The 22,744-nt window shown below is 63.9% G+C and carries 22 protein-coding genes and 1 riboswitch; of the genes, 11 read left to right on the forward strand and 11 right to left on the reverse strand.

What is annotated here, in order from left to right; all coding sequences use genetic code 11:
• Positions 1-2 precede the first annotated feature (2 nt).
• Positions 3-243: riboswitch (cyclic di-AMP (ydaO/yuaA leader) on the reverse strand.
• A gap of 195 nt (positions 244-438) precedes the next feature.
• A complete protein-coding gene (locus IEY62_RS07895) occupies positions 439-1,134 on the reverse strand; it encodes a metal-dependent transcriptional regulator (RefSeq protein ID WP_189015614.1) in 696 nt (231 codons plus the stop codon).
• A 302-nt stretch (positions 1,135-1,436) separates the two neighbouring features.
• Between IEY62_RS07895 and serC the strand changes: the two genes are divergently transcribed.
• Entirely contained in the window at positions 1,437-2,567 is a 1,131-nt protein-coding gene (gene serC, locus IEY62_RS07900) for a phosphoserine transaminase (RefSeq protein ID WP_189015616.1), read from the forward strand.
• Between the two features lie 78 nt (positions 2,568-2,645).
• Here serC and IEY62_RS07905 read toward each other — a convergent pair whose 3' ends face one another.
• The 3 genes from IEY62_RS07905 to IEY62_RS07915 are packed head-to-tail and all read right to left on the reverse strand — an operon-like array spanning position 2,646 to position 5,009.
• The gene (locus tag IEY62_RS07905) at positions 2,646-3,956 is read right to left on the reverse strand and encodes an MFS transporter (protein ID WP_189015618.1); all 1,311 of its coding nucleotides are present in this window, start codon (positions 3,954-3,956) and stop codon (positions 2,646-2,648) included.
• 43 nt (positions 3,957-3,999) lie between these two features.
• Positions 4,000-4,617, reverse strand: a complete 618-nt coding sequence (locus IEY62_RS07910; protein ID WP_189015620.1) for a DUF3027 domain-containing protein — start codon at positions 4,615-4,617, stop codon at positions 4,000-4,002.
• Positions 4,618-4,625: 8 nt separating this feature from the next.
• The gene (locus IEY62_RS07915) at positions 4,626-5,009 is read right to left on the reverse strand and encodes a cold-shock protein (protein WP_011773749.1); all 384 of its coding nucleotides are present in this window, start codon (positions 5,007-5,009) and stop codon (positions 4,626-4,628) included.
• Positions 5,010-5,233: 224 nt separating this feature from the next.
• Here IEY62_RS07915 and IEY62_RS07920 point away from each other — a divergent pair, with 224 nt between their 5' ends.
• The 5 genes from IEY62_RS07920 to IEY62_RS07940 all read left to right on the forward strand — a co-directional run bounded on the left by IEY62_RS07920 (position 5,234) and on the right by IEY62_RS07940 (position 12,532).
• The gene (locus tag IEY62_RS07920; RefSeq protein WP_189015622.1) at positions 5,234-5,449 is read left to right on the forward strand and encodes a hypothetical protein; all 216 of its coding nucleotides are present in this window, start codon (positions 5,234-5,236) and stop codon (positions 5,447-5,449) included.
• A 54-nt stretch (positions 5,450-5,503) separates the two neighbouring features.
• Positions 5,504-7,969, forward strand: a complete 2,466-nt coding sequence (locus IEY62_RS07925; RefSeq protein WP_189015624.1) for a helicase-associated domain-containing protein — start codon at positions 5,504-5,506, stop codon at positions 7,967-7,969.
• A gap of 110 nt (positions 7,970-8,079) precedes the next feature.
• Entirely contained in the window at positions 8,080-9,738 is a 1,659-nt protein-coding gene (locus tag IEY62_RS07930) for a DNA repair helicase XPB (protein ID WP_189015626.1), read from the forward strand.
• Positions 9,739-9,946: 208 nt separating this feature from the next.
• Positions 9,947-10,420, forward strand: a complete 474-nt coding sequence (locus IEY62_RS07935; RefSeq protein WP_189015628.1) for a hypothetical protein — start codon at positions 9,947-9,949, stop codon at positions 10,418-10,420.
• 12 nt (positions 10,421-10,432) lie between these two features.
• A complete protein-coding gene (locus IEY62_RS07940) occupies positions 10,433-12,532 on the forward strand; it encodes a multicopper oxidase family protein (RefSeq protein ID WP_189015630.1) in 2,100 nt (699 codons plus the stop codon).
• Between the two features lie 23 nt (positions 12,533-12,555).
• Here the strand turns inward: IEY62_RS07940 and IEY62_RS07945 are convergent, their stop codons facing one another.
• A complete protein-coding gene (locus IEY62_RS07945) occupies positions 12,556-12,774 on the reverse strand; it encodes a hypothetical protein (RefSeq protein WP_189015632.1) in 219 nt (72 codons plus the stop codon).
• 68 nt (positions 12,775-12,842) lie between these two features.
• The gene (locus IEY62_RS07950) at positions 12,843-13,766 is read right to left on the reverse strand and encodes a LysR family transcriptional regulator ArgP (protein ID WP_189015634.1); all 924 of its coding nucleotides are present in this window, start codon (positions 13,764-13,766) and stop codon (positions 12,843-12,845) included.
• Between the two features lie 69 nt (positions 13,767-13,835).
• On the opposite strand from IEY62_RS07950, the gene IEY62_RS07955 reads away from it, so the two are divergent.
• The 4 genes from IEY62_RS07955 to IEY62_RS07970 all read left to right on the forward strand — a co-directional run bounded on the left by IEY62_RS07955 (position 13,836) and on the right by IEY62_RS07970 (position 17,148).
• Positions 13,836-14,471, forward strand: coding sequence for a LysE/ArgO family amino acid transporter (locus tag IEY62_RS07955; RefSeq protein WP_189015636.1), 636 nt, complete (start codon positions 13,836-13,838; stop codon positions 14,469-14,471).
• Positions 14,472-14,554: 83 nt separating this feature from the next.
• On the forward strand, positions 14,555-15,265 hold the full coding sequence (locus tag IEY62_RS07960) for a response regulator transcription factor (protein ID WP_026267426.1): 711 nt from the start codon (positions 14,555-14,557) through the stop codon (positions 15,263-15,265).
• Between the two features lie 2 nt (positions 15,266-15,267).
• On the forward strand, positions 15,268-16,731 hold the full coding sequence (locus IEY62_RS07965; RefSeq protein WP_189015638.1) for a sensor histidine kinase: 1,464 nt from the start codon (positions 15,268-15,270) through the stop codon (positions 16,729-16,731).
• Positions 16,732-16,857: 126 nt separating this feature from the next.
• Positions 16,858-17,148, forward strand: coding sequence for a WXG100 family type VII secretion target (locus IEY62_RS07970; protein WP_189015641.1), 291 nt, complete (start codon positions 16,858-16,860; stop codon positions 17,146-17,148).
• Positions 17,149-17,246: 98 nt separating this feature from the next.
• On the opposite strand, the gene IEY62_RS07975 is transcribed toward IEY62_RS07970, so the two are convergent.
• The 5 genes from IEY62_RS07975 to IEY62_RS07995 all read right to left on the reverse strand — a co-directional run bounded on the left by IEY62_RS07975 (position 17,247) and on the right by IEY62_RS07995 (position 21,855).
• The gene (locus IEY62_RS07975) at positions 17,247-18,311 is read right to left on the reverse strand and encodes a ribonuclease HI family protein (RefSeq protein ID WP_189015643.1); all 1,065 of its coding nucleotides are present in this window, start codon (positions 18,309-18,311) and stop codon (positions 17,247-17,249) included.
• 208 nt (positions 18,312-18,519) lie between these two features.
• Positions 18,520-20,145: a chaperonin GroEL gene (groL, locus tag IEY62_RS07980; protein WP_018779556.1), complete on the reverse strand. Its 1,626-nt coding sequence runs from the start codon at positions 20,143-20,145 to the stop codon at positions 18,520-18,522.
• Between the two features lie 320 nt (positions 20,146-20,465).
• On the reverse strand, positions 20,466-20,669 hold the full coding sequence (locus IEY62_RS07985; RefSeq protein WP_011773737.1) for a cold-shock protein: 204 nt from the start codon (positions 20,667-20,669) through the stop codon (positions 20,466-20,468).
• A gap of 168 nt (positions 20,670-20,837) precedes the next feature.
• On the reverse strand, positions 20,838-21,470 hold the full coding sequence (locus tag IEY62_RS07990; RefSeq protein WP_189015645.1) for a LytR C-terminal domain-containing protein: 633 nt from the start codon (positions 21,468-21,470) through the stop codon (positions 20,838-20,840).
• 49 nt (positions 21,471-21,519) lie between these two features.
• The gene (locus IEY62_RS07995; RefSeq protein WP_404595049.1) at positions 21,520-21,855 is read right to left on the reverse strand and encodes a DUF3263 domain-containing protein; all 336 of its coding nucleotides are present in this window, start codon (positions 21,853-21,855) and stop codon (positions 21,520-21,522) included.
• A 108-nt stretch (positions 21,856-21,963) separates the two neighbouring features.
• On the opposite strand from IEY62_RS07995, the gene IEY62_RS08000 reads away from it, so the two are divergent.
• A complete protein-coding gene (locus IEY62_RS08000) occupies positions 21,964-22,731 on the forward strand; it encodes a uracil-DNA glycosylase (RefSeq protein ID WP_189015647.1) in 768 nt (255 codons plus the stop codon).
• Positions 22,732-22,744: the final 13 nt, after the last annotated feature.

Raw genomic sequence — 22,744 nt, forward strand, 5'->3', positions numbered from 1 at the left:
TCTGTTCCTCTCTGAAAAGCCTGCGAAGTTAGCTGTCGGATTCGGGTCAGAGAGTTCAAAGACCCGGTCCGCACGAAGCGCTCACGGCACACAGGTATCCCAGGAGGGACTTGCATCAATGGGCACTTCTGCTGCGGACTTCACCCCAAGGCTGCTTCTTTAGACAGCCGCTTGTGGTTCCCCCGCCTCTGCCAGTGGTGGTGGTTCACCCGATCCGCTGGCAGAGCTCGGCTCCGGATCAGGTAACGCTTTGGTATCAGCGCTAGTAGATAACTATAGGGGATTAAGGCCCTTGGTAATAAATTCGTTATCAACAGAAACACGCCTGCGGCAGCGGGCCCTTATCACCAATCTCGAAAAACCGCAGGTCACATGCGCGCAAAAGGCCCTTAAAGTGAGCTTTGACACTGATCGGAAGGCAGCTGGACAGGCGGTCCGTCAGTTGAGGGACACGAAGACGTGTGCGGCAACTTCAGGTGGGAGCTCCAATGCGCCCTCGATGCCGGGCACCCGGACGGAGATGTATTCGCCCACACGCTCAAGGGACACAGGGGCGCCGGGCCGGATTCCGCCCTCATCCAATTGGGTGAGGAGTTCCGGCTCCACCTGGATAGGCTCGGCCAGCCGTGTGACGACCACCCGGGAGTCGGAGGCGTAGCCGTCCATGGCCTGCAGGAGGTTGACATCGATCCTGGGGAACTGCTGGCCGGCCATGCCCCCCAGCGCCTCCAGTCCCGGGATCGGATTTCCGTAGGGAGACTCTGTGGGATGCTCAAGCAGTTCGTAGAGCCGGCGCTCCACGCGCTCACTCATCACGTGCTCCCAACGGCAGGCTTCATCATGCACGTAGGCCCAGTCGAGTCCGATGACATCGGCCAGGAGCCGCTCGGCCAAGCGGTGCTTACGCATGACTTCGGTGGCGCGCTTGCGTCCGACTTCGGTCAGTTCCAGGTGGCGGTCGTTGGAAACGATCACCAGGCCGTCGCGCTCCATCCGCCCGATGGTCTGGGAGACCGTGGGGCCGGAGTGCCGCAGGCGTTCGGCTATGCGGGCCCTGAGAGCCACAATGTTTTCTTCTTCAAGCTCCAAAATGGTCAGAAGATACATCTCAGTGGTATCGATCAGATCCGTCATCCAGCTCAGCTCTCCTCGAACGCAGTTTCTTGCGTAATCTCCACCGTACCGCGTCCCATACCGGGGTGGGCGGTGCCACCGCCACCCTTGAACGCCAACCCCCAGCCTAGCTTATTTGGAATTACTCCGGATAATTCCGATCGCATTCCGGTCGCATCTTGTCCGTCTGCGTTCCACGTGGCGGACTATGACAGGCGCAGGTTCCTGCACACGGGCCGTGTCAGGCAGAATTGGGGTGTCGAAGGGGCAGCTGACGCCACCTGCCGCGACCCATCTTGAGCCGATACCCTTTGGAGCCACACGTGAGCGACAACAGCATCACCATACCCGCCGACCTCTTGCCGAAAGACGGACGCTTCGGCGCTGGACCGTCCAAGGTCCGCCCGGAACAGCTCGAGGCCCTGTCTGCCGCTGCCACCACCATCCTGGGCACCTCCCACCGGCAGGCGCCGGTCAAGAACCTGGTGGGTTCCGTGCGTGAAGGCCTCAGCCAGTTCTTCCGCGCGCCCGAAGGCTACGAGGTTGTCCTCGGCGTCGGCGGTTCCACCGCATTTTGGGACATCGCAGCGTTTGGCCTGGTTGAAAAGAAAGCCCAGCACCTCTCCTTCGGCGAGTTCGGTTCCAAGTTTGCCGCAGCCACCAACAAGGCTCCGTTCCTTGATGCATCCTCCATCATCAAGTCCGAACCGGGCACCCGTCCTGTCGCACAGGCAGAAGCCGGCGTTGACGTGTACGCGTGGCCGCAGAACGAAACGTCCACCGGCGTCGCGGCTCCCGTCAAGCGGGTCCAGGGCGCTGACGAAGGTTCGCTCGTCCTGGTGGACGCCACCTCCGCCGCAGGCGGCCTGGACGTGGACGTCTCGGAATCGGACGTCTACTACTTCGCGCCGCAGAAGAACTTCGCATCCGACGGCGGCCTGTGGCTTGGCCTTTTCTCCCCCGCTGCGCTGGAGCGGGCCGCCCGCATCAAAGCCAGCGGCCGCTGGATCCCTGACTTCCTGGACCTCCAGACAGCCATCGACAACTCCAAGCTGAACCAGACGTACAATACTCCGTCGCTCTCCACACTGGTGACGTTGGACGCCCAGGTGCAGTGGCTGAACAGCAACGGCGGCCTGGACTTCGCCAGCAAGCGCACGGCAGATTCCGCCAACCGCATCTACTCGTGGGCAGAAGCTTCCGAGTACGCGACGCCGTTTGTTGCCAATGCCGAGGACCGCTCGAACGTCATTGCCACCATCGACTTCGACGATTCGATTGACGCTGCCGCCATCGCCAAGGTCCTGCGGGCCAACGGCGTCGTGGACACCGAGCCCTACCGCAAGCTCGGCCGCAACCAGCTGCGCATTGCCACCTTCGTGGCCATCGAGCCGGACGATGTCTCGGCCCTGCTCGCCAGCATCGACTACGTGGTGGGCGAACTGAAGAAGTAGCCCCCAACCGGGAGAAACGGAGCCGCCTGGGTCACGTCCGGGCGGCTCCCCCGTTTAAGGCTCCAGCGCCAAGGCTCCTTAGCGAACCAGTCCAGGGCCGCCGTCGCCGTCTTCAGCAATTGGACCGGAGAGCAGCGACTCCACCCGGAAATGCCGGAGGCCGCGGGCCCTGCGATCGAAGCGGAGCCGCAGTTGCTTGGCCCGGATGATCCACACCAAACCCACGACGGCGGTGCTGACGCCGGCCACCGCCGCGACGCCAACAGCCCAGCGGGGGCCGCCCACGTTGGCTACCCAGCCCACCAGCGGAGCGCCGATGGGTGTGCCGCCCATGAAAATTGCCATGTAGAGGGACATCACGCGGCCACGCATAACCGCCTCGGTGGTGGACTGTACGTAGCCGTTGGCGCTGGTTATCAGGGTCAGGGCGAACAGGCCACACGGCACCAAAGCGAGCCCGAACATCACGGCGTTGGGGGCCAGGGCTGCCAGGGCACTTGCCACACCGAAACCACCGGCAGCGGCGAAGATCAGCCTGAGGCGGGGCCGGCCACGGCGGGCGGCCAACAGCGCCCCGGTCACCGAACCGATGGCCATGACTGAGTTCAGCACCCCGAAAGCGCCTGCGTCCATGCCGAACTGCGTTCCCACCATCGCAGCAATGAACAGCGGGAAGTTGAGCCCGAAGGTACCCACGATGAAAATGGCCACCAGGACCACTTGGATATCGGGCCGGCTCCGGACGTATCGCAATCCCTCCCGGATCCGGCCCTTCCCGGCGGCCGCACGTGGCTGGGCGCGAAGGGACGCTACCGGTATGAGCTTCAGTGCCACAAGCATGGCCACAAAGGAAACAGTGTTGATGAGGAACACCCAGCCGGGGCCCACAACCACCGTCAGCACGCCGGACACTGCGGGGCCGATCATGCGGGCCACATTGAAGGAAGCGCTGTTCAGTGCCACCGCGTTGGACAGGTAGTCGTCGGTGACGAGTTCAGAGACGAACGTCTGGCGGACCGGCGCGTCCAAGGCAGTCACAATGCCCAGAAGCAACGCGAAGACGTACACGTGCCAGAGCTCAGCCACGCCCAGCAACACCAGGATGCCCAGTCCGGTACTGAGCAAGGCCATGGCGATGAGCGTGATGAACAGCAGCTTGCGGCGGCTGTACCGGTCAGCGAGCAGGCCCGCCCAGGGGGCCAGGAACAGTTGCGGCCCCAGTTGCAGGGCCAGGGTTATGCCCATCGCCCCGGCATCATGGGCGGTCAGGTGGTCGAACACCAGCCAGTCCTGGGCAGTGCGCTGCATCCAGGTTCCGATGTTGGATATGAGCGCACCGAAAAACCAGATCCGGTAATTGAGGATTCCGAGCGACCTAAACGTGGACATCACTGTCCGCCGTCCGTTCAGTCACCCAGTCTTTCCGCAATGCTTATTCAGCCCCGGTTTCGTCGTTGTCCGCGGCGGGCTCTGCAGCCTCGTCGTCGTCCTGTTCGTCGTCTTCGTCGGAGGGCTCGGCAGCCTCGTCTTCGGCAGCCTGCACGGACTCTTCAGAGACGTCACTTTCAGTCTCTTCCACCAAAGGTGTCTCGTCCTCGGGCCGGACACGCTTGGCCCAGGGCACCCATTCGGGCGCCAGGATGGAGTCCTCGGAAGGCAGCAGCCCGAGCTCGCTCACGGTGACGATCTTGGAACGGGAGTTTCGGGTCACCACGGCATACCACTGCCAGCCACCGTATCCGGCGAGCCTGGATTCAAACAGGTGGGTGACCACGCGGTCGCCCTCGGATTTGGCGCCAAGGTGCGCGCCCACTTCACCCGGTTTGGCGATGCCCTGTACAGCCTCACGGGCAGTATCGACGGCGGCCGCCAGGAAAGCGTCCGGCTTGCCTGTGCGCCACACAGGCAAACCGGCACGAGGCTTGCTTGCCGTGGGCTTCCGCGCGGGAGCTTCCCCGTTGCCGGAAGCCTGGGCACCACGAGGACGTGCCCCGGTGTTATCCAGGACATCCTGTGCGGGCGTTGTTTCCTGTGCGGATTCCGAGGTCATGGCCGGTCCTAGGCTTCCAGCTCGTCGGCAACCTTGCGCAGCGCCATGCTGATGGCCTTGGCCTTGTTGCCGTCGGGGTACTTGCCGGAGGACAGCGAACCGGAGAGGTTGTCCAGGACGGTGACCAGATCCTGCACCATCGGCGCAAGGTCCCTGGCATTCATACGCTTGGCCTTGGCGATGGACGGAGTCTTTTCCAGGACGCGAAGTCCCAGCGCCTGGGCACCGCGGCGGCCGTCCGCCACGCCGAACTCCACACGGGTGCCGGCCTTGAGCTCCGTTACGCCCGCGGGCAGGGACGTCTTGGGCAGGAAAACTTCCTGGCCGTCTTCAGCTGCGAGGAAGCCGAAGCCCTTTTCCTTGTCATACCACTTGACCTTGCCGGTAGGCACGTAATCAACCTTCTTCGTTCTTGCAGTGGGAGACACGCCGGGCCGTTACCGCATCCGCAGATAGCTGCGGGATCGAAGGTGACAGCCCGGTCCGTGTTGGTCTGTTCCTTCAAGGTTATCCTGCCGGACCCCCTAATCCCGCTTTGTCGGCCATGCCCGGGCAAGCTGCGGCTTCATTTCCTTCGGCAGGCAGCCCGCGACGCTCTGCTGCTAGCGTTGACGGCATGACTTCCCCGGGTTACCGCCGCCCCCTCATGATTGCCGCCGTCGCCATTGCCGTCATTTCCCTGGCAGCTGTTGCCGCGGTCATCGCGGTGGCCTACAACGGTGGCGTGGCGCCCGTTTGGGTTACCTCCACCGCCCTTTATGGACTGCCTGTGGCCTTCATGCTCGCGGTGGTCCTGATGCTGGACGCAGTCCGGCAGCGCCGCCGCCAGTAAGACCACCAACCCAGGATCGGGCAGGAGTTGCCGCGGGGCGGTAACGTTGGATTGATGTCCCTTATTCGCGCGCTCAGCAAGGAACTGGAAGCGCGCAGCGACAACTCGCTGCGGGCTTTGTTTGCCGCGCGACCGGATCTCATCTCCCCCATGGCGCCGGACTTTGCGGCCTTGGCTGCCAGGGCGAGCGCACGCGTCAGCGTCCAACGGGCACTTGAACGCCTGAACAAGCCCGAAATGCAGGTCCTGGAAACCCTCCACCTGTGTACCAACACCGATACCGGGCACAGCGTTTCTGCGGCAGGGTTGAAGAAGGTCATTGCAGGCTCCACCCTTTCGGCTTTGGACCCGATCCTCGCAAAGCTGCAGGAACTGGCCTTGATCCACCGGGCGGACCCGCCCCAGGGTTCGCCTCCCACCTCGTCCCGCCAACGTTTCTACCTTCCGGTGGGCAGCCTCAAGGACGTGATAGGCATCTACCCGGCGGGGCTGGGCAGAAGCTACACGGAACTTGTGCGGCTGCAGCCTGCCTTCGCCCAGCGGGTGGTTCAGCTGGTTGCCGAGCTGAACCACAGCGGCCTGGGAATCCACCCGGCCAGCACACCCATGGATGCTGCCCTTGCCCTGCAACGCTGGACGTCGACTCCCGAGAACCTGCGCGGGATACTGTCCACCGCTCCGGAACGGACCCTTGGCCTGTTGAACAAGTTCGGCGGCTGGGCCATGGGCGCAGTACCCCAGGCACAGAGGCGGGCTTCCGTCACGCACGAAAGCCACGACGTCGGGCCCATCGACTGGCTGTTGGCGCGCGGCCTCCTGGTGCCCCTGGATGCCGGCCACGTGGAGCTGCCCCACAGCGTCGGCATTGCGCTCCGTGGCGGCGCCATCATTGACGACTTCACTCTTTCCCCGCCGGTTCCGGAGTTGGGCCACACCAGTGCGGCACTGCGGCGCAACGCTGCCATGGGTGCCATCGCGGAAACACTGCGGCTTGCGAACGAGCTGCTGTTCGCTGTGCGGGAGCAGCCCCTCGCCACGCTCAGGAGCGGAGGCGTGGGCGTCCGGGAACTGCGGCGCCTTGCCGAGTCGATCCGTTTGGGTGTGCACCAGACAGCGATACTCCTGGAGCTGTGTGCATTGTCCGGCCTGCTGCGCCTGGATGTGGACAGTTCAACGTGGATCCAGCCGCCGTCCCTGGAATGGCTCACCCTGCCCCGGCAGGAACAGTGGCTGTGGCTGGTCAATGCCTGGTTGGCCAGCGAGCGCGCGCCGTCGCTGGTGGGGCAGCCTCTGACAGGCCCTTCGTCCACGGCCGCCCATCATGGCGCTGCGGGCACCACCATCAACGCTTTGTCGGCGGAGGCCCAGCGGCCTGATGCCCCGGTGGTCCGGCGGAGGGTCCTTGAAATCCTGAACGAGCTGACAATCGAGGCAGCAGCTCCGGACGGCAAAGCTCCCGTCCTGGACGCCGGGGCAGTACTCCAACGTGCCGAGTGGGCCCAGCCCAGGATGTCCCGCCGTTTCAGTTCCCTGGTCCGGGGCATCCTCGAAGAGGCCGCGCTGCTGGGATTGATGGGCTCAGGTGCGTTGACACAGCTGGGTTCGGCCATTGCCACAGCCCAACCGGAGCAGGCCATAACCATCCTCGGCGAGCATCTGCCGGCCGCCGTTAATCACATCCTCCTGCAGGCTGACCTGACGGCCGTGGCCCCGGGCTACCTGGCTCCGGAGCTCAGCGAGACGTTGCTGCTGATGGCCGACGCCGAGGGCCAGGGTCCGGCGTCGATCTACCGGTTCTCTGCCATCACCATCCGGCGGGCCCTCGACGCCGGACAGGACGCGGAGTCGCTGTTGGCCTTCCTTCGTGAGCACTCGGCCACCGAGGTCCCCCAGCCCTTGGCCTATCTCATCCAGGACACAGCTTCCCGCCATGGCCGCCTGCGGATTGGAACCAGTGCCAGCTTCATTCAAAGCGACGACGAAACGGCCATCACCGACCTCTTGCAGGAAGCCAGGACCTCCGTACTGAGTCTGGTGCGCATCGCCCCCACCGTGCTCACGTCTTCGGCCAGCCCCCGTGAAACTGCCCGCGTCCTGCGCGAGCTGGGACTTTCGCCTGCGGTGCAGGAGGCCGAACCCGCCGTCGTGCGTTTCAAACGGACCACCGCCGTGCCGGGAAGCGCGCGGCCCGTCTATACGGCACCCCGGACGGCTCCGCCGGACGACGACGTCGAGGCACAGTTGACGGTTCTTCGGCAGCATCGGAGCGTCCCGGCCGAGGCGACGGGCGAAGCGTCCACGCAACTGGGCCTGGAGACGCTCCAAACCGCGATCCGGCTCAAGCAGGCGGTCACCATGAACGTGGTGGACAGCCTGGGGAATGCCAACACCGAAACCGTTGTTCCTGTATCCGTCTCCGGCGGACGGGTCAGGGTGTTCGATCCTGCGAAGGACACCGAACGGGTGTTGTCCATCCACCGGATCATCGATGTGGAACCCGCAGGTGAAATGCGTTCATGAAACAACGCTGCCAGCCAAACCGCGCTTTGACGGTGCCAAGCGGGGATTCAAGCCAAGTGGGGATTCAACTGTGACCGTGAGGATTACGCTGTGACCGTGAGGATTATCCTGTGAACAACGGTCCGCTGATCGTACAAAGTGACAAGACCATACTGCTGGAAGTCGACCACGAGCTCGCTACCGAAGCCCGGCACGCCATTGCGGCCTTTGCCGAGCTGGAACGCGCCCCGGAACACATGCACAGCTACCGGCTCACGCCCTTGGGTCTGTGGAACGCCCGCGCTGCGGGGTTGGACGCCGAGCAAGTGCTCGATACCTTGCTGAAGTACTCGCGCTTCCCCGTGCCCCACGCATTGCTGATCGATATCGAAGAGACCATGTCCCGCTATGGCCGGCTGCGGTTGGAGAAGGACCCCCAGCACGGCCTGGTGATGCGGACCGACGATTACCCGGTGCTGGAGGAAGTCATCCGCGCCAAGAAGATCGCACCCCTGCTGGGGCCGCGGATCGATGGCGAAACCGTGGTGGTGCATTCCTCGCAGCGTGGACAGCTGAAACAGTTGCTGCTCAAACTGGGCTGGCCCGCCGAAGACCTCGCCGGGTACGTCGACGGGCAGCCACACCTCATCATGCTGGACGAAAGCGGCTGGCAGCTGCGGCCGTACCAAAAGCTGGCCACGGAGAACTTCTGGGCCGGCGGCAGCGGCGTCGTCGTGCTTCCCTGCGGTGCCGGGAAGACGCTGGTGGGAGCGGCGGCCATGGCCACGTCATCCACCACCACCCTGATCCTGGTGACCAACACTGTTTCGGCACGGCAGTGGAAGGACGAACTCCTCAAGCGGACATCCCTCACCGAAGATGAAATCGGTGAGTACTCCGGTGCCGTGAAGGAAGTCCGGCCCGTCACGATTGCCACCTACCAGGTGCTGACAACCAAGCGCGGGGGCCTCTATCCGCACCTGGAACTCGTGGACGGGCACGACTGGGGACTCATCATCTACGACGAGGTCCATCTGTTGCCCGCCCCGATTTTCCGCATGACAGCGGATCTGCAGGCCCGTCGTCGCCTTGGCCTCACCGCCACGCTGGTCCGTGAGGACGGCCGGGAAGGCGAGGTCTTCAGCCTGATCGGTCCCAAACGTTACGACGCGCCATGGAAGGACATCGAAGCGCAGGGTTACATAGCGCCCGCGGACTGCGTCGAAGTACGGGTGGACCTCCCCCGTGATGAACGCGTGGCCTACGCCATGGCCGATGACGCCGACAAGTACCGCCTGTGCGCTACCTCGGAAACCAAAACAAAGCTCGTGGAAGACCTTGTTGCTGTCCACAAGGGCGAGCAATTGCTCGTGATCGGACAGTACATCGACCAGCTCGATGAAATTGCCGAACGCCTGGATGCTCCGCTGATCAAGGGCGAAACCAGCGTCAAGGCCCGCCAGAAGCTGTTTGATGCGTTCCGCAAAGGCGAGATCCACACCCTGGTGGTGTCCAAGGTTGCCAACTTCTCCATTGATCTTCCTGAAGCGTCCGTGGCCATCCAGGTGTCAGGTTCCTTCGGTTCGCGACAGGAAGAGGCCCAGCGGCTGGGGCGTCTCCTGCGCCCCAAACAGGACGGCCGGGCCGCACGGTTCTACTCCCTGGTGGCCAGGGACACGCTCGACCAGGACTTCGCCGCCAAGCGCCAACGGTTCCTGGCCGAACAGGGCTACGCCTACCGCATCATGGACTCCAAGGACGTTGGCAAAGACGTGGGACAGGAACAATAGCGGGCCCTCCGGGAATGTACCTCAGGCCCCTTGCTATTCACCTCCAGCGAATTTACGATTTCTAGTGAAGCTCTCCGCCCTATGTGGTTGCCCCTGGTCCAGGCAGTCCGGCGGCCAGCCGTCGGCGGTGGGGGAAGCCCGCAGCCAGGGAGCCGGCGGTTCGAAGGCCTAAAAGAATCCGACAAGAAGTTTCCCCAGAGGATTCCCCATGCGTAAAGCCCTCCTGGTCATTTCCGCAATTGTCCTGTTGTCAGCACTCGCACAGTTGTTTTTCGCAGGATACTTCCATTTCCAGAACACCATCGAAGCCCAGCATGAAGCGGGCGTTTTCCACGTGATGAACGGCCAGTACGTGCTGCGTTACTCGGCGCTTCTCGCCGCCATCGTGGCCGCCATTGCCCGAATGGGTGCCCGGACCATCTGGCTGGCAGCCGGAATTTTCCTGCTCTCCTGGGTCCAGCTGTTCATTTTCATCATCGGCGGCATGTTGACCGGATCTTCCGAAGATTTCATCACTCCTGCCGGATCGTGGGTTGTCTCCATCCATCCCCTCACCGGACTGCTGATGATCTTCATGTCTTACTGGCTCTTCACCCGCGCCCGCGCGGCTGCCCTCAATCCGCAGCCGTTGCCTCCGAAAGCTGCAGCTTCGGATGCTTCTGCCTCCTCCAGCGCAGCCTGAGCAAAGGCAGCTGTGAATACCTCGCAGCTGCTGGCGGTGGATTTGGTGTTGTCCGTCCTCGCGGCCGCAGCCTGGACTGCTGCAGCGTGGATGACTGTTGTTTCCAGCACTGACCGCAAGCCGGGGCCGCGCCGCGGGTTTGACCTGGCCTTGCTGTTGGTAGGTGCCGCCGTCGTTTTGACGGTGTCACGCTATGCCTTGCTTCCGTCTTTGGTGGCCGGCAGTTGGTGGTTTGCCAGCGAACGCATAACCATCAGCCTGCCTCTGACCGCCATCCCCGCGGCTTGGGCCGCGATGGCCGGTGTTCCGTTCTTGCTGAGGAGGCGGAACACCGGCTCCAAAACTGCCGGGGGCCGGTGGGGGTTCGGGAAAACCCGCCGGGCGGCCGTGACGGCACTGGTGGCCGCCGCTGCAGCCGCCGTGGCGTCGCTGGCCTTGGTCCTGGTCCTGGGCCCTTTCCCCGCACCATGGAGCATCGCAGTGCTTCTTTTCATGGCGGGCGGAACAACGCTGATCGCCTGGATCGCCCTGGCCAGCCCGGGCGGCGCCGGCTCCGCCCGCACCATCGGCAGGCGGTCCACGACGGCGGCGGCCGCCGTGGCCGTCCTCATGCTTTGCACGGCGTTGGGATCGGGAGTTTTTGCCTGGCTCGGTAGCCGCTCCGCCGATGGCGCGGCGATCGCTGCCGCAGTCGGACATCACCGCGGTACCGGCGCCCCAACAGCGGAGGACTCGACGCCGGTGACCAGCCTTGTGGGGGTCATCCCCGGCGACGCGGTGGTCCGGCACTATGAATTGACCGCCCGGGTGGAGCGGCTGACTTTGCCATCCGGACAGACCACGGAAGCCTGGACCTTCGGGAGCGTTCCTGGTCCGACGCTCGAAGCCACGCTTGGCGAGGTGGTGGAGGTGGTTCTCAAGAACCGGGACGTGGCCGCCGGTGTCACGGTGCATTGGCACGGATACGATGTGCCCAATGCCATGGACGGAGTGGCAGGAGCTACACAGGACGCCGTGATGCCGGGCCAGTCCACCACCTACCGTTTCACCGCAGCCCAAGCTGGTACCTACTGGTATCACACGCATCAGGATTCGGCCGAGGGTGTCCGCAAGGGGCTCTACGGCGCATTCGTCGTGCACCATCCCGCGGAGGTCCGTGCCGACACGGACATCGTGGTGGCGGGGCACGACCTCAGCGGTCTGGGGTTGCTGGGCTCCTCAGACCGCAGCAGTGAATACAGGGCCGCCCCCGGGACAAGTGTGCGGATGCGGCTGGTGAACACGGATTCCCTGCCCCAGCGCTACCTTGTGGAAGGGACTTCCTTCAAGGCCGTGGCAGTGGACGGAACCGATGTCAACGAACCCCAGGACATCACCGGAAAGCTGGTGCGTCTGGGAGCGGGCGGCCGGGTGGATATTGCTTTCACCATGCCGGCCTCCCCCGTCACCCTGCGCTCGGACTCTGCAGCCGACGCCGTGGTGGTTGTTGTCCCGCCCGGGTCGCCGGCACCGGCCGAAGGGCGGGCACCGTCCGGCGTTTTCGCGACCACTCCCGTGCTGGATTTCCTGGATTATGGCCATCCACTGGCCTCCGGCGGGCCACCGCCTGGGGCGACGGCGGGGGCAGCGGCGGTGGCAGCGGCGTCGGCGGGGGCCTCCAAGTCACCTCCATCCGCTGTTACCCGCGAAGAGGTGGTGGTGCTGGACCGGCAATTTCGTTTTGTGGATGGGGTACCGCGGTATGCCTTCACTGTGAATGGGGCGGCGTATCCGCTGGTGCCCTCCATTGAGGTGGCCGAGGGTGACACCGTGAAAGTGACGGTCGTGAACAGGACGGCCGAGCCACATCCGATGCATCCGCACGGTCATCACGTGCAGGTTCTGAGCAGAAACGGCGTAGCACCCAGCGGATCACCGCTGATCCTGGACACAGTGGATGTACAGCCCGGTGAAGTGTGGGAAGTCTTGCTGCACGCTGACAACCCGGGTATCTGGATGGACCACTGCCACAACCTGGATCACGCTGCCGAGGGCATGATGATGATGCTCAAGTACGAAGGCGTGTCGTCCCCGTTCGTCCACGGCGGCCACGCAGGGAACCGGCCCGAATGAGGACCTGCGACCTCAGCTATGGGTCAGGCGACCAACCGCTTGGCGGGCGTGGTGTCCACCTGGTCGATCACGGCCCAGGAGTCGGCGTCGCGGAGTTGCGCGCTGGCAAACCGTTCTGCCGCCATGAGGTCCTGGAAGTCTTCACGCCGAACCCGTCCGGTGTCCGTGTCCAGGTAGGTGACATGAAATTCGACCTCACCGGTGGGGTGGTGGATGCTGACTGGAGCTGCTGTGTTTGCCATGTTTTAAGTGTGGAACGGGGCACTGACATTTTTGGAAGCATCGGCGGGCGTGTTCGGATTTAGCGCTTTCAGGGGCTGCGCAGGTACTGGGCCGATACCTTGCGGACAGTCTCACTGAGAGTGTCCAGTGCCGAGGACGCCGTGCGCCACCGCTGCCAGTAGAGCGGCACATCGAAAGGCTGCCCCGGAGCGAGCTCGATCAGCCGGCCGTCCGCAATGTCCGGTCCGCACTGGGCTTCCGGAATGAGGCCCCAACCAAGTCCAAGCCGGATTGCGTCGCCAAAATCCTGGGATGCCGGCACATAGTGGCGGGGGCCTTTCCTTTCGGGAACCGGCCCCCCTTCGGCCTTGACCCAGGACTGAACGAACGCCCACTGGTAGGTGTCCTTGCGGTCGAAGTCCACTGTGGGCGCAGCATTGAGTGCCGCGCCGTCGAGCCCTGTGGGGAAGCCCGGGAACCACCGGGCCACGAACGTCGGAGCCGCCACGGGGAGGTAGCGCATGATGCCGAGACTTTCGACGCGGCAGCCTTGGACGGGCTCGGGTGTAGCCGTCACAGCAGCCATGACCGTGCCCGAACGGAGGAGCGAGGTGGAGTGCTGTTCATCGTCCCGGTGGAGATCGAAAGTGACGTTGAGGCTGCCGGATACCTGGGCCAGCGCCTTCAGGAACCACACCGCCAGCGAGTCCGCGTTGACCACGATCGGGAGGGCAAGTTGAGGACTGCCGCCATCCAAACCCAGTTCGTTGCCCGCGTCGGCTTCCAGCTGGCCCACCTGCCGTGCCAGCCGCAGGACAACTTCACCGGCTTCAGTTGTCTGGGCAGGATTGCTGCGTTGCAGCAGAACCCTGCCCGTGGACTGTTCCAGCGCTTTCAACCGTTGGGACACCGCCGACGGCGTGATGTGAAGCATGCGGGCTGCAGCCTCCAATGTGCCCTCGGAGAGGACCGTGGCAAAGGTGAGCAACTGTTCGGAAGGAAACTGCGGCATAAGCACAGCTTACGCAGCTTCAGAATCTTTAGCTGGTCTTAGGTTAGCTATTTCCGTAATTTCGGGAGGGTGACTTCCCTTGACTTCTTCCATTCCGCAGGCCTCGGCCTGGCCACGGGCCTTGCCCTCATTGTTGCCATCGGCGCCCAGAATGCCTTCGTACTGCGACAAGGCATCAGGGGCGAACATATCGTGCCCATCGTCGCTGTGTGCGCACTCTCTGACGCCGTCCTCATCGCGGCGGGAGTCTTCGGCACAGGTGCGCTGATCACGGCAGCGCCTGCCGCCGTCGTCGTCCTCCGCTATGTGGGTGCCGCGTTTCTGGTGACGTACGGCGTCATGGCGGCCAGGCGGGCCATGCGTCCGGAGTCGCTGACGGCAGGCGCAGCCGACGACCGCGGCCCCGGCACCAAAGGCAGTGCGGTGGCGGCGGTGGCTACCGTCCTCGCGCTGACCTGGCTGAATCCGCACGTCTACCTGGACATCGCCCTCATCGGTTCGTTGGCCAACGCCCAGGGCAATCCCCTGCAATGGTGGTTCGGTGCCGGGGCCATGGTGGGCAGCATTCTGTGGTTCTGTTCCCTGGGCTTTGGTGCGCGGTTCCTTCGCGGCTTCTTCGCCCGCCCCTTGTCCTGGCAGTTCCTGGACGGCGGGATTGCGGTGACCATGGTGGCCTTGGGGGTCGGGCTGGTTCTGCAGGCATAACAAACCTGACGCGTCGGCGGCACTTGGTGGGCTCACATGCAGCATTCAGAGAACTCCCAGTTTCTGGGAGCACTATGGGTGTCATGAAAAAGAACGGTCCTGAAGCCAAGCTCCTTGTGGTAGATGACGAGCCCAACATTCGCGAGCTTCTTTCCACGTCGCTGCGTTTCGCCGGCTTCGAGGTGGTGGCCGCCGCCAACGGTCGCGAAGCCCTCGCTGCCGCCGACCTTCACGCCCCGGACCTGGCGGTCCTGGACGTCATGCTTCCGGACATGGACGGCTTCACCGTCACACGCCGCCTCCGCGCGGCAGGCAAGCACTTCCCCGTGCTTTTCCTGACCGCAAAGGACGACACCGAAGACAAGGTCACTGGCCTGACCGTCGGCGGCGATGACTACGTCACCAAACCCTTCAGCCTTGACGAGGTCGTGGCCCGGATCCGCGCCGTCCTCCGCCGCACGCAGCCGCTGGAAGACGACGACGCCGTCATCCGCGTTGACGATCTTGAACTCGACGACGACGCCCACGAAGTCCGCCGGGGCGGCACGGTGATCGAGCTCTCGCCGACCGAGTTCAAGCTGCTCCGGTACCTGATGCTCAACCCGAACCGCGTGCTGTCCAAGGCCCAAATCCTTGACCACGTGTGGGAATACGACTTCAACGGAGATGCCTCGATCGTCGAGTCCTACATTTCCTACCTTCGGCGCAAGGTGGACATCGACCCCGATGCCGCAGCCCTCATCCAGACCAAGCGTGGCGTGGGCTACGTGCTGCGGACGGCAGAGAAGCGCTGACCTTGCTGCAACGCTGGAAGTCGGCTTCACTGCGGTCGCAGCTGGTAGCCATCATCATGTGCCTGCTCCTGCTTGCCCTGGCCGCAACCGGTGCCGGCACCCTGACGCTCGTCAAGAGCTACCTGCAGGGCCAGGTGGACGACAAGCTCAAGGCCGCCGTCGCTTTGGCGCAGGACCGGCAGTCCTTCGACAGGCTGACCGAGCCCAACAGTGCCGTGCCTGCAGACACTGCAGTTCCCACGGATTACTCCCTCACGCTTTACGTCCCTGACCTTGCGCCATATCCGTTCGGCGGCAGCCAGAGTGATCGGCCCGCAATTTCCAACATCACCCCCCTGGAAGCCAAGCAGCGCGCCAACGCACCCTTCCAGGTCAAGGGAACCGCCGGAACCAACTGGCGGGTTGTTGCCGTGGGAGTTGTGGCCAACGGGCAGAACGGCGTGGTCATCATTGGGCTGCCACTGACCCCCGTGGACAAGGTCATGGAGCACGCCGTCCTGGTGGTGGTGGGCGTGGGACTGCTGACCCTGGTCCTGGCTTTCTTCATTGCCACGTGGACGGTCGCACGGTCCTTCCGTCCCCTTGCCAAGGTGGAAAAAACCGCAGCAGCCATTGCCGCAGGGGATCTGTCCCGCCGTGTGGAAGTGGATAATCCGCACACCGAAGTCGGCAGGCTGGGCGGTTCACTCAATGCCATGCTGGCCCACATTGAGGCGTCGTTCGCGGCACGTGCTGCCTCAGAGGGCCGGATGCGCCGCTTTGCCGCGGACGCGTCCCACGAACTGCGGACTCCCCTGGTGACTATCCGTGGTTTCTCCGAGCTGTACCGGCACGGCGCCCTCTCAACCGAGGAAGACGTGGCCATGGCCATGGGGCGGATCGAAAGCGAAGCCAAGCGGATGGGCTCCATGGTGGAAGACCTGCTGCTTCTGGCGCGGTTGGACGAACAGCGCCCGCTCCAGCTCAAGCCGGTGGACCTGCAGCTGCTTGCCCACGACGCCATGGTGGACACCAAGGCCTCCTCCGGCGACCGGACCATCACCCTCACCGGTCTCGACGGCGGATCCCCCTCCCCTGCGCCGGTTCAGGGAGATGAAGCGAAGCTTCGCCAGGTTATCGGGAACCTGGTGGGAAATGCCTTGCGTTACACGCCGGAGGGAAGCCCGATCGAGCTCGCCGTCGGTGTACGCACCACCCCCGGCGGAAAAGTCTCCGTGATTGAGATCCGCGACCACGGGTCCGGAATTCCGGAGTCGGAAACCAACAAGATCTTCGAACGCTTTTACCGGGCGGACACGTCACGGACCCGGGAAACCGGTGGCAGTGGCCTGGGACTGGCTATTGTGGCGGCGATCGTCGGTTCCCACGGGGGTTCGGTCCAGGTGAAGGAGACCGACGGCGGTGGGGCCACTTTGGTGGTCAGCCTTCCCGTCCGTGAAGAACCGGACGAGGTGCCGTCCACGTAGTGCTCTTGCAAAGAGCGCTGTTATCCACATAGCGATGAAGAGCCATTACGGGCTGCGGGCACTATTCCTAGGCTGGATGCAGTGGCCACGCTTCCCGCGGGACCTCTTCATCGAAAGGCAACATCCATGACTGTCATCGCCGTTGATACCGAGCTGCTGCAGCTCAAGTCCGCCAACGTCAAAGGAACCGTGGACCGCATCAGTTCAGACGTGCACACCATGAGGCGCGGCCTGGAGGATCTGCAGGCAAGCTGGAAAGGCTCGGCGGCCAACAACTTCCAGGCCCTGGTGGTGGAATGGTCGCTCACCCAGAGCAAGGTCGAAGCCTCGTTGGATTCCATCACCATGGCTCTGGCCTCTGCCGCAACAAGCTACTCAGAGGTGGAACAGGGCAATACCCAACGTTTTACTTACTAGGATCCCCCTCGAAACCCCTGCAGGGCCGTGGACCCCTGCAGGGCCGGCTGCCTTCCCCCTTTGCATCCGGCCCTGCAGGCTACGCCAATCTGTTCGAGCTACTGTTTTTCGAGCGTGCCCTGGTGGAACCGCAGCCGCCACTGACCCCGGTCAAGCGTCCAGACGGAGCTGCGGAGCGCTGATCCGGTGTGGGTGAAACTACGGTAAGTCAGCAGGATGGTGTTTTCGCTCAGACGGTCCGCACCCAGGAGTTCCAGTTCCGTGGCCTCGCCCGGGTCTTCTTCCAGGGCCATCATCATGGCGTCGCGCGTCCAGTACCGGCCCGAGCTGCCAATCTCGGCGAAGTCCGGGTGAAGCAAAACTCCGATCCTCCCAATATCGGCCCTCACGTCAGGCCTGAGGAGTTCGCGTTCCAGGGCGAGGACGGTGTCCTCCGCCGAAAGCTCGGGTGCTGAAGTATCGTCCCCCAGTTCGCTGAACAGGTCGGGCTGGCCGAAGAGGCCCGACTCTCCGAACAGCGTGGGCTCGAAATGTGGCCGGATGCTGCGGTCCAGCCGTGCGGGCGAGGAGACTGCAGCCGGGGCGGCGACGGAACCGACGCCGGAGGCCACTGCAACGGGCTCGGACCGGACTGGTGGCTGTGCTACCGCTGTGGCTGCCGGGGATCCGTCCCGGGCCGTGGTTCCCGCCTCCTTGGCTCCCGGGAAGCCAGGGCCGCTCCGCGGCGCAACGCCCTGCTGGTAGGCGGTAGCGACCGCGCGTGCACGCTCATCCGCGGCCTCGTTGAGGTCATGGCCGGCATGGCCCTTGACCCATTCGAACTTGTACTTCCGTCCCACGATCGCTTGGTCGATGTCTTTGAGGAGGTCGACGTTCAGTACGGGCTTACCGTCTGCCTTCCGCCACCCCTTGCGCTTCCAGCCCGGCATCCACTTGGTAATGCAGTTGATGACGTATTGGCTGTCGCAAAGGATCAGCAGATCTTCGTGAGGTACGTGGGCCGTCGACCGGAAAAGGTCCAGGACAGCCATCAATTCACCCTGGTTGTTGGTGCCGTGCGGCCACCCTCCCGCACGCCAGCAGGAGTCATCAACGTACCAGGCCCAACCGGCCGGTCCAGGATTACCGAGGGCGGACCCGTCGGCGGCAGCAATAATCGTCATGCATTAATCCTGCCAGACCCCACCGACACTTAATCCGTGGTAGTACCCAACTGAGTAGCAGATCAGGTCGTTCCCGGGGCTCAAAACGGCATGTACTGCTACCTGCTTTGGGGCTCGACGCAAAACGACGGCGGCCCCCACCCGAAGTGGGGACCGCCGTCGTGCGTTGCAAGCGTGAGCTTGGCGCTGTATCGCTACAGCCGGGGGCTTAGAAGCCGCCCATGCCGCCCATGTCGTCGCCGCCGGGAGCCGGAGCGTTCTTCTCGGGCTTGTCTGCAACAACAGCTTCGGTGGTCAGGAACAGACCAGCGATGGAAGCAGCGTTCTGGAGAGCCGAGCGGGTGACCTTTACGGGGTCGTTGACGCCGGCAGCCAGAAGGTCTTCGTAGACGCCCGTGGCAGCGTTCAGGCCGTGGCCGGAAGGCAGGCCACGAACCTTGTCCACCACAACGCCCGGCTCCAGGCCGGCGTTGAAAGCGATCTGCTTCAGCGGTGCGTCGATGGCAACCTTGACGATGTTGGCACCCGTTGCCTCGTCACCCTGCAGGGTGAGGTTGGCGAATGCCTTGGCGCCTGCCTGGATGAGGGCAACGCCACCACCGGCGACGATGCCTTCTTCGACAGCAGCCTTTGCGTTGCGGACTGCGTCCTCAATGCGGTGCTTGCGTTCCTTGAGCTCAACTTCGGTGGCGGCACCGGCCTTGATGACTGCAACGCCGCCGGCCAGCTTGGCCAGGCGTTCCTGCAGCTTCTCGCGGTCGTAGTCGGAGTCGGAGTTTTCGATCTCGGCGCGGATCTGGGCCACGCGGCCTGCGATTGCGTCGGCGTCGCCGGCACCTTCAACGATGGTGGTCTCGTCCTTGGTGACAACAACCTTGCGTGCAGTACCGAGGAGGTCCAGGCCGGCGTTTTCGAGCTTGAGGCCAACTTCTTCGGAGATGACCTGGCCACCGGTGAGGATGGCGATGTCGGCCAGCTGGGCCTTGCGGCGGTCACCGAATCCCGGAGCCTTGACGGCAACAGACTTGAAGGTGCCACGGATCTTGTTGACGATCAGGGTGGCCAAGGCCTCGCCCTCGATGTCTTCGGCGATGATCAGCAGCGGCTTGTTGGACTGCATGACCTTCTCCAGAACCGTGACGAGTTCCTTCACGTTGGAGATCTTGGAGTTGACGATCAGGATGTACGGGTCTTCGAGGACCGTTTCCTGGCGCTCAGCGTCGGTGACGAAGTAAGCGGAGATGTAGCCCTTGTCGAAGCGCATGCCTTCGGTGAGCTCGAGTTCAAGACCGAAGGTGTTGGACTCTTCAACCGTGATGACGCCTTCCTTGCCCACCTTGTCCAGGGCTTCGGCGATCAGGCTGCCGATTTCCGGGTCACCGGCGGAGATGGAAGCCGTGGCTGCGATCTCTTCCTTGGTTTCGATTTCCTTGGCGGAGGCCAGCAGTTCGCTGATGACTGCCTCAACAGCCTTCTCGATGCCGCGCTTGAGGGACAGCGGGTCGGCACCTGCGGCAACGTTGCGCAGGCCTTCCTTTACCAGTGCCTGGGCGAGGACGGTTGCAGTGGTGGTACCGTCGCCAGCGACGTCATCCGTCTTCTTGGCAACTTCCTTGACCAGTTCTGCACCGATCTTCTCGTAAGGGTCGTCCAGCTCGATCTCCTTGGCGATGGACACGCCATCGTTGGTGATCGTGGGGGCGCCCCACTTCTTTTCGAGGACGACGTTGCGTCCACGCGGGCCGAGGGTGACCTTGACGGCGTCTGCGAGGATGTTCAGACCCCGCTCGAGGCCGCGGCGTGCCTCTTCATCAAATGCAATGATCTTGGCCATAACGGCGGTAGTCCTTTCGGGACAGTCGTTAAGAAGGTACCTGTCAGATGGGGTGCCCGCGACGGACGGTCCTTCACGTGCGGCCTCTGTATGCCCCGCGTTCCGAACCTCACCCCACCAAGGTGTTTCTTGATCCCCCAGCGATCCCACTACTGTCCGCCACCGGGGAAACCCGGGCCGGATTTAGCAGTCGAACCGTAGGAGTGCTAAATCAATAATTAGCACTCGACCGGGGAGAGTGCAAGCAGAGCCTGCACTTTTCGCAGTAAAAACGCGGCTTTCAGCCGATAGCTGAGGGCGGGGCCGGTCACGTCCGGAAGTCAGGCGACGCGAACGCCTTCGGCCTGCGGCCCCTTCTGGCCCTCGCCCAGTTCGAACTCCACCCGCTGGCCCTCCTCGAGGGCGCGGAAGCCATCCATCTGGATCGCCGACCAGTGCACGAAGACGTCGTCACCGGACTCATCCACAGTGATGAATCCGTAGCCTTTTTCGGCGTTGAACCATTTGACGGTTCCCAATGCCATGATGCCCACACTTTCGCAGTAGCCAAGACCGGTTGCCGGGATCTCCGGACCGGAATTAGTCCACTGTAACCACAGTCACTACGCCGGCGCTGCCCCCAAGGGCCAGGGCGCTGCTTTTGTTATTGAGGCTTAACCGAGTTGGGCGTTGTAGGCTTTCCAGCCGCGCAGTTACTGGTAGCCGGGTCCCGCTACAACAACCAGTGGCTGCTGCACATCCGGGGTTTCGACGATCGTCTGGATGCCCAGGAGGGCGCCCAGGGCCTCTGCGTTGGCCTTCTGCGCAGGGGCGTTGTAGAAGATAACCGAGGTCTGCTGGGGCACACCGCCCCAGTTGGCTACGGTGCTGAGCGTCCAGCCACCTCCCTGCACCAGCCCTGCCACCCGGCCGGCCAACCCGGCTGTACCGGCCCCGTTGTACACAGCGACAGGGACGCTCTTGTCCACGGGCGCCGACGACGGCGTCGCCGACGGCGAGGTCGACGGAGTGCTCGACGGCGTCGGCTGGGTGCTCGGTTCGCTGGAAGCGGGCGGGGCGCTGCTCGATTCGGAGGGCGCAGCCGACGGCGACGTCGACGTTTGCTGGGGTGCCGGCGTCGAGACGTTTGACGACGCACTCGGCGCGACCAGCCCGAGGTTCGGGAGGATGAGGAACGCCACGAGGCCGAGTACCAAAGCCACGGCTCCAACGGTCAGGACGGGCCACAATGTGGGCCGCGCGACGTCCTGGCCGTCGCGGTGAACGCCCTGCCGGGAGGTGTTCTGTGGGACCTGGTCGAATTCGTCCCTGGCATATTTGGTCATGGTGAAGCGTTGTCCTTGCTGGTTGCTGCTGACAGATCAGCCTGGCGATTTACGCGTCCGACCCCAAGCGCCGCGCTGTCCGCGCGCGTTGGCGGGACGTACGTAGTCTACGCAATCTCTTGACGAGCATGGGGTCGTGGGCCAGCGCGTCCTCGGTGTCGATCAGTGCGTTCAGGATCTGGTAATAGTGGGTGGCAGAGAGGTCGAAGAGCTCCCGGATGGCCTGTTCTTTTGCGCCGGCGTACTTCCACCACTGCCGTTCCAGCGCCAACATCTGCTGATCCCGCTCACTCAACGGGGAGTCACTCCGGGTTTCGGCCGCGAGATCTTCCAAAGCCAAACCGTCCGCCTGCGGCGCCATTGGTTCCGGTGCTGGTTCTGCCACGGCACACTCCTTCGACGCTTGTTGGGGAAAATGTCCTACCCCCATGTTACGGGCGAATAACACCGCTGTCATTCGCCCGACCTGCGCCACGCGGGGGACAATGGCGGGGTGACTGGCGAGGATGCTCTCTTTGATCTTGAACCTGCTGGCCCGGCGGACGCGGGCTTTGCTGCACTGCTCGACCGTCCACTCGAGGAGCTGATGGCTCCCGACTGGGCCGAGGCCCTGCGCCCGGTCGAAGGCGGGCTACGTGACGCTTTGGCTTACGCCGCCCGGCGTGCAGACGACGGCAAACAGGTCCTCCCCGCATCCGGGAACATCCTTCGCGCGTTCCAGCAACCCTTGTCGGAGGTCAAAGTCCTCCTCCTGGGCCAGGATCCTTATCCGACACCGGGACACGCTGTGGGACTCTCCTTCTCGGTCTCACGCGAAACACGGCCCATCCCCCGCAGCCTTGCCAACATCTACCGCGAGCTTCACGACGACCTCGGCCTCCCACCCCGCGTCCACGGCGATCTCAGCGCGTGGACGGAACAAGGCGTCCTCCTCCTGAACCGCGTCCTCACGGTTGAGGCCCGCAATGCCGGCGCCCACCGCGGGAAAGGATGGGAGGCCATCACGACGGCGGCAGTCACCGCCGTCGCGCGGCGCACGGATGGTGCGGGGAATCGGAAGCCGCTGGTCGCGATCCTGTGGGGCAAGGACGCCGAAAGTGTCATGCCGCTGCTGGAGGGAGCACCGTCTGTGGTTTCCGTCCATCCCAGCCCCCTCTCGGCATCCCGGGGCTTCTTTGGCTCCAAACCCTTCAGCAGGACCAACGAATTGCTGGTCGAACAGGGCGCGGACCCCGTCGACTGGGAACTGCCCGTCCTTTAGGCCCCTAACGCTC

It is taken from the genome of Paenarthrobacter histidinolovorans, from assembly GCF_014647595.1.
Classification (GTDB): Bacteria; Actinomycetota; Actinomycetes; order Actinomycetales; family Micrococcaceae; genus Arthrobacter; species Arthrobacter histidinolovorans.

Coding starts and splice junctions, on each gene's coding strand:
- IEY62_RS07895 (WP_189015614.1), bottom strand. CDS start 1,134: ATGACGGATCTGATCGATACCACTGAGATGTATCTTCTGACCATTTTG.
- IEY62_RS07905 (WP_189015618.1), bottom strand. CDS start 3,956: ATGTCCACGTTTAGGTCGCTCGGAATCCTCAATTACCGGATCTGGTTT.
- IEY62_RS07910 (WP_189015620.1), bottom strand. CDS start 4,617: ATGACCTCGGAATCCGCACAGGAAACAACGCCCGCACAGGATGTCCTG.
- IEY62_RS07920 (WP_189015622.1), top strand. CDS start 5,234: ATGACTTCCCCGGGTTACCGCCGCCCCCTCATGATTGCCGCCGTCGCC.
- IEY62_RS07925 (WP_189015624.1), top strand. CDS start 5,504: ATGTCCCTTATTCGCGCGCTCAGCAAGGAACTGGAAGCGCGCAGCGAC.
- IEY62_RS07935 (WP_189015628.1), top strand. CDS start 9,947: ATGCGTAAAGCCCTCCTGGTCATTTCCGCAATTGTCCTGTTGTCAGCA.
- IEY62_RS07945 (WP_189015632.1), bottom strand. CDS start 12,774: ATGGCAAACACAGCAGCTCCAGTCAGCATCCACCACCCCACCGGTGAG.
- IEY62_RS07950 (WP_189015634.1), bottom strand. CDS start 13,766: ATGCCGCAGTTTCCTTCCGAACAGTTGCTCACCTTTGCCACGGTCCTC.
- IEY62_RS07960 (WP_026267426.1), top strand. CDS start 14,555: ATGAAAAAGAACGGTCCTGAAGCCAAGCTCCTTGTGGTAGATGACGAG.
- IEY62_RS07970 (WP_189015641.1), top strand. CDS start 16,858: ATGACTGTCATCGCCGTTGATACCGAGCTGCTGCAGCTCAAGTCCGCC.
- IEY62_RS07975 (WP_189015643.1), bottom strand. CDS start 18,311: ATGACGATTATTGCTGCCGCCGACGGGTCCGCCCTCGGTAATCCTGGA.
- groL (WP_018779556.1), bottom strand. CDS start 20,145: ATGGCCAAGATCATTGCATTTGATGAAGAGGCACGCCGCGGCCTCGAG.
- IEY62_RS07985 (WP_011773737.1), bottom strand. CDS start 20,669: ATGGCATTGGGAACCGTCAAATGGTTCAACGCCGAAAAAGGCTACGGA.
- IEY62_RS07990 (WP_189015645.1), bottom strand. CDS start 21,470: ATGACCAAATATGCCAGGGACGAATTCGACCAGGTCCCACAGAACACC.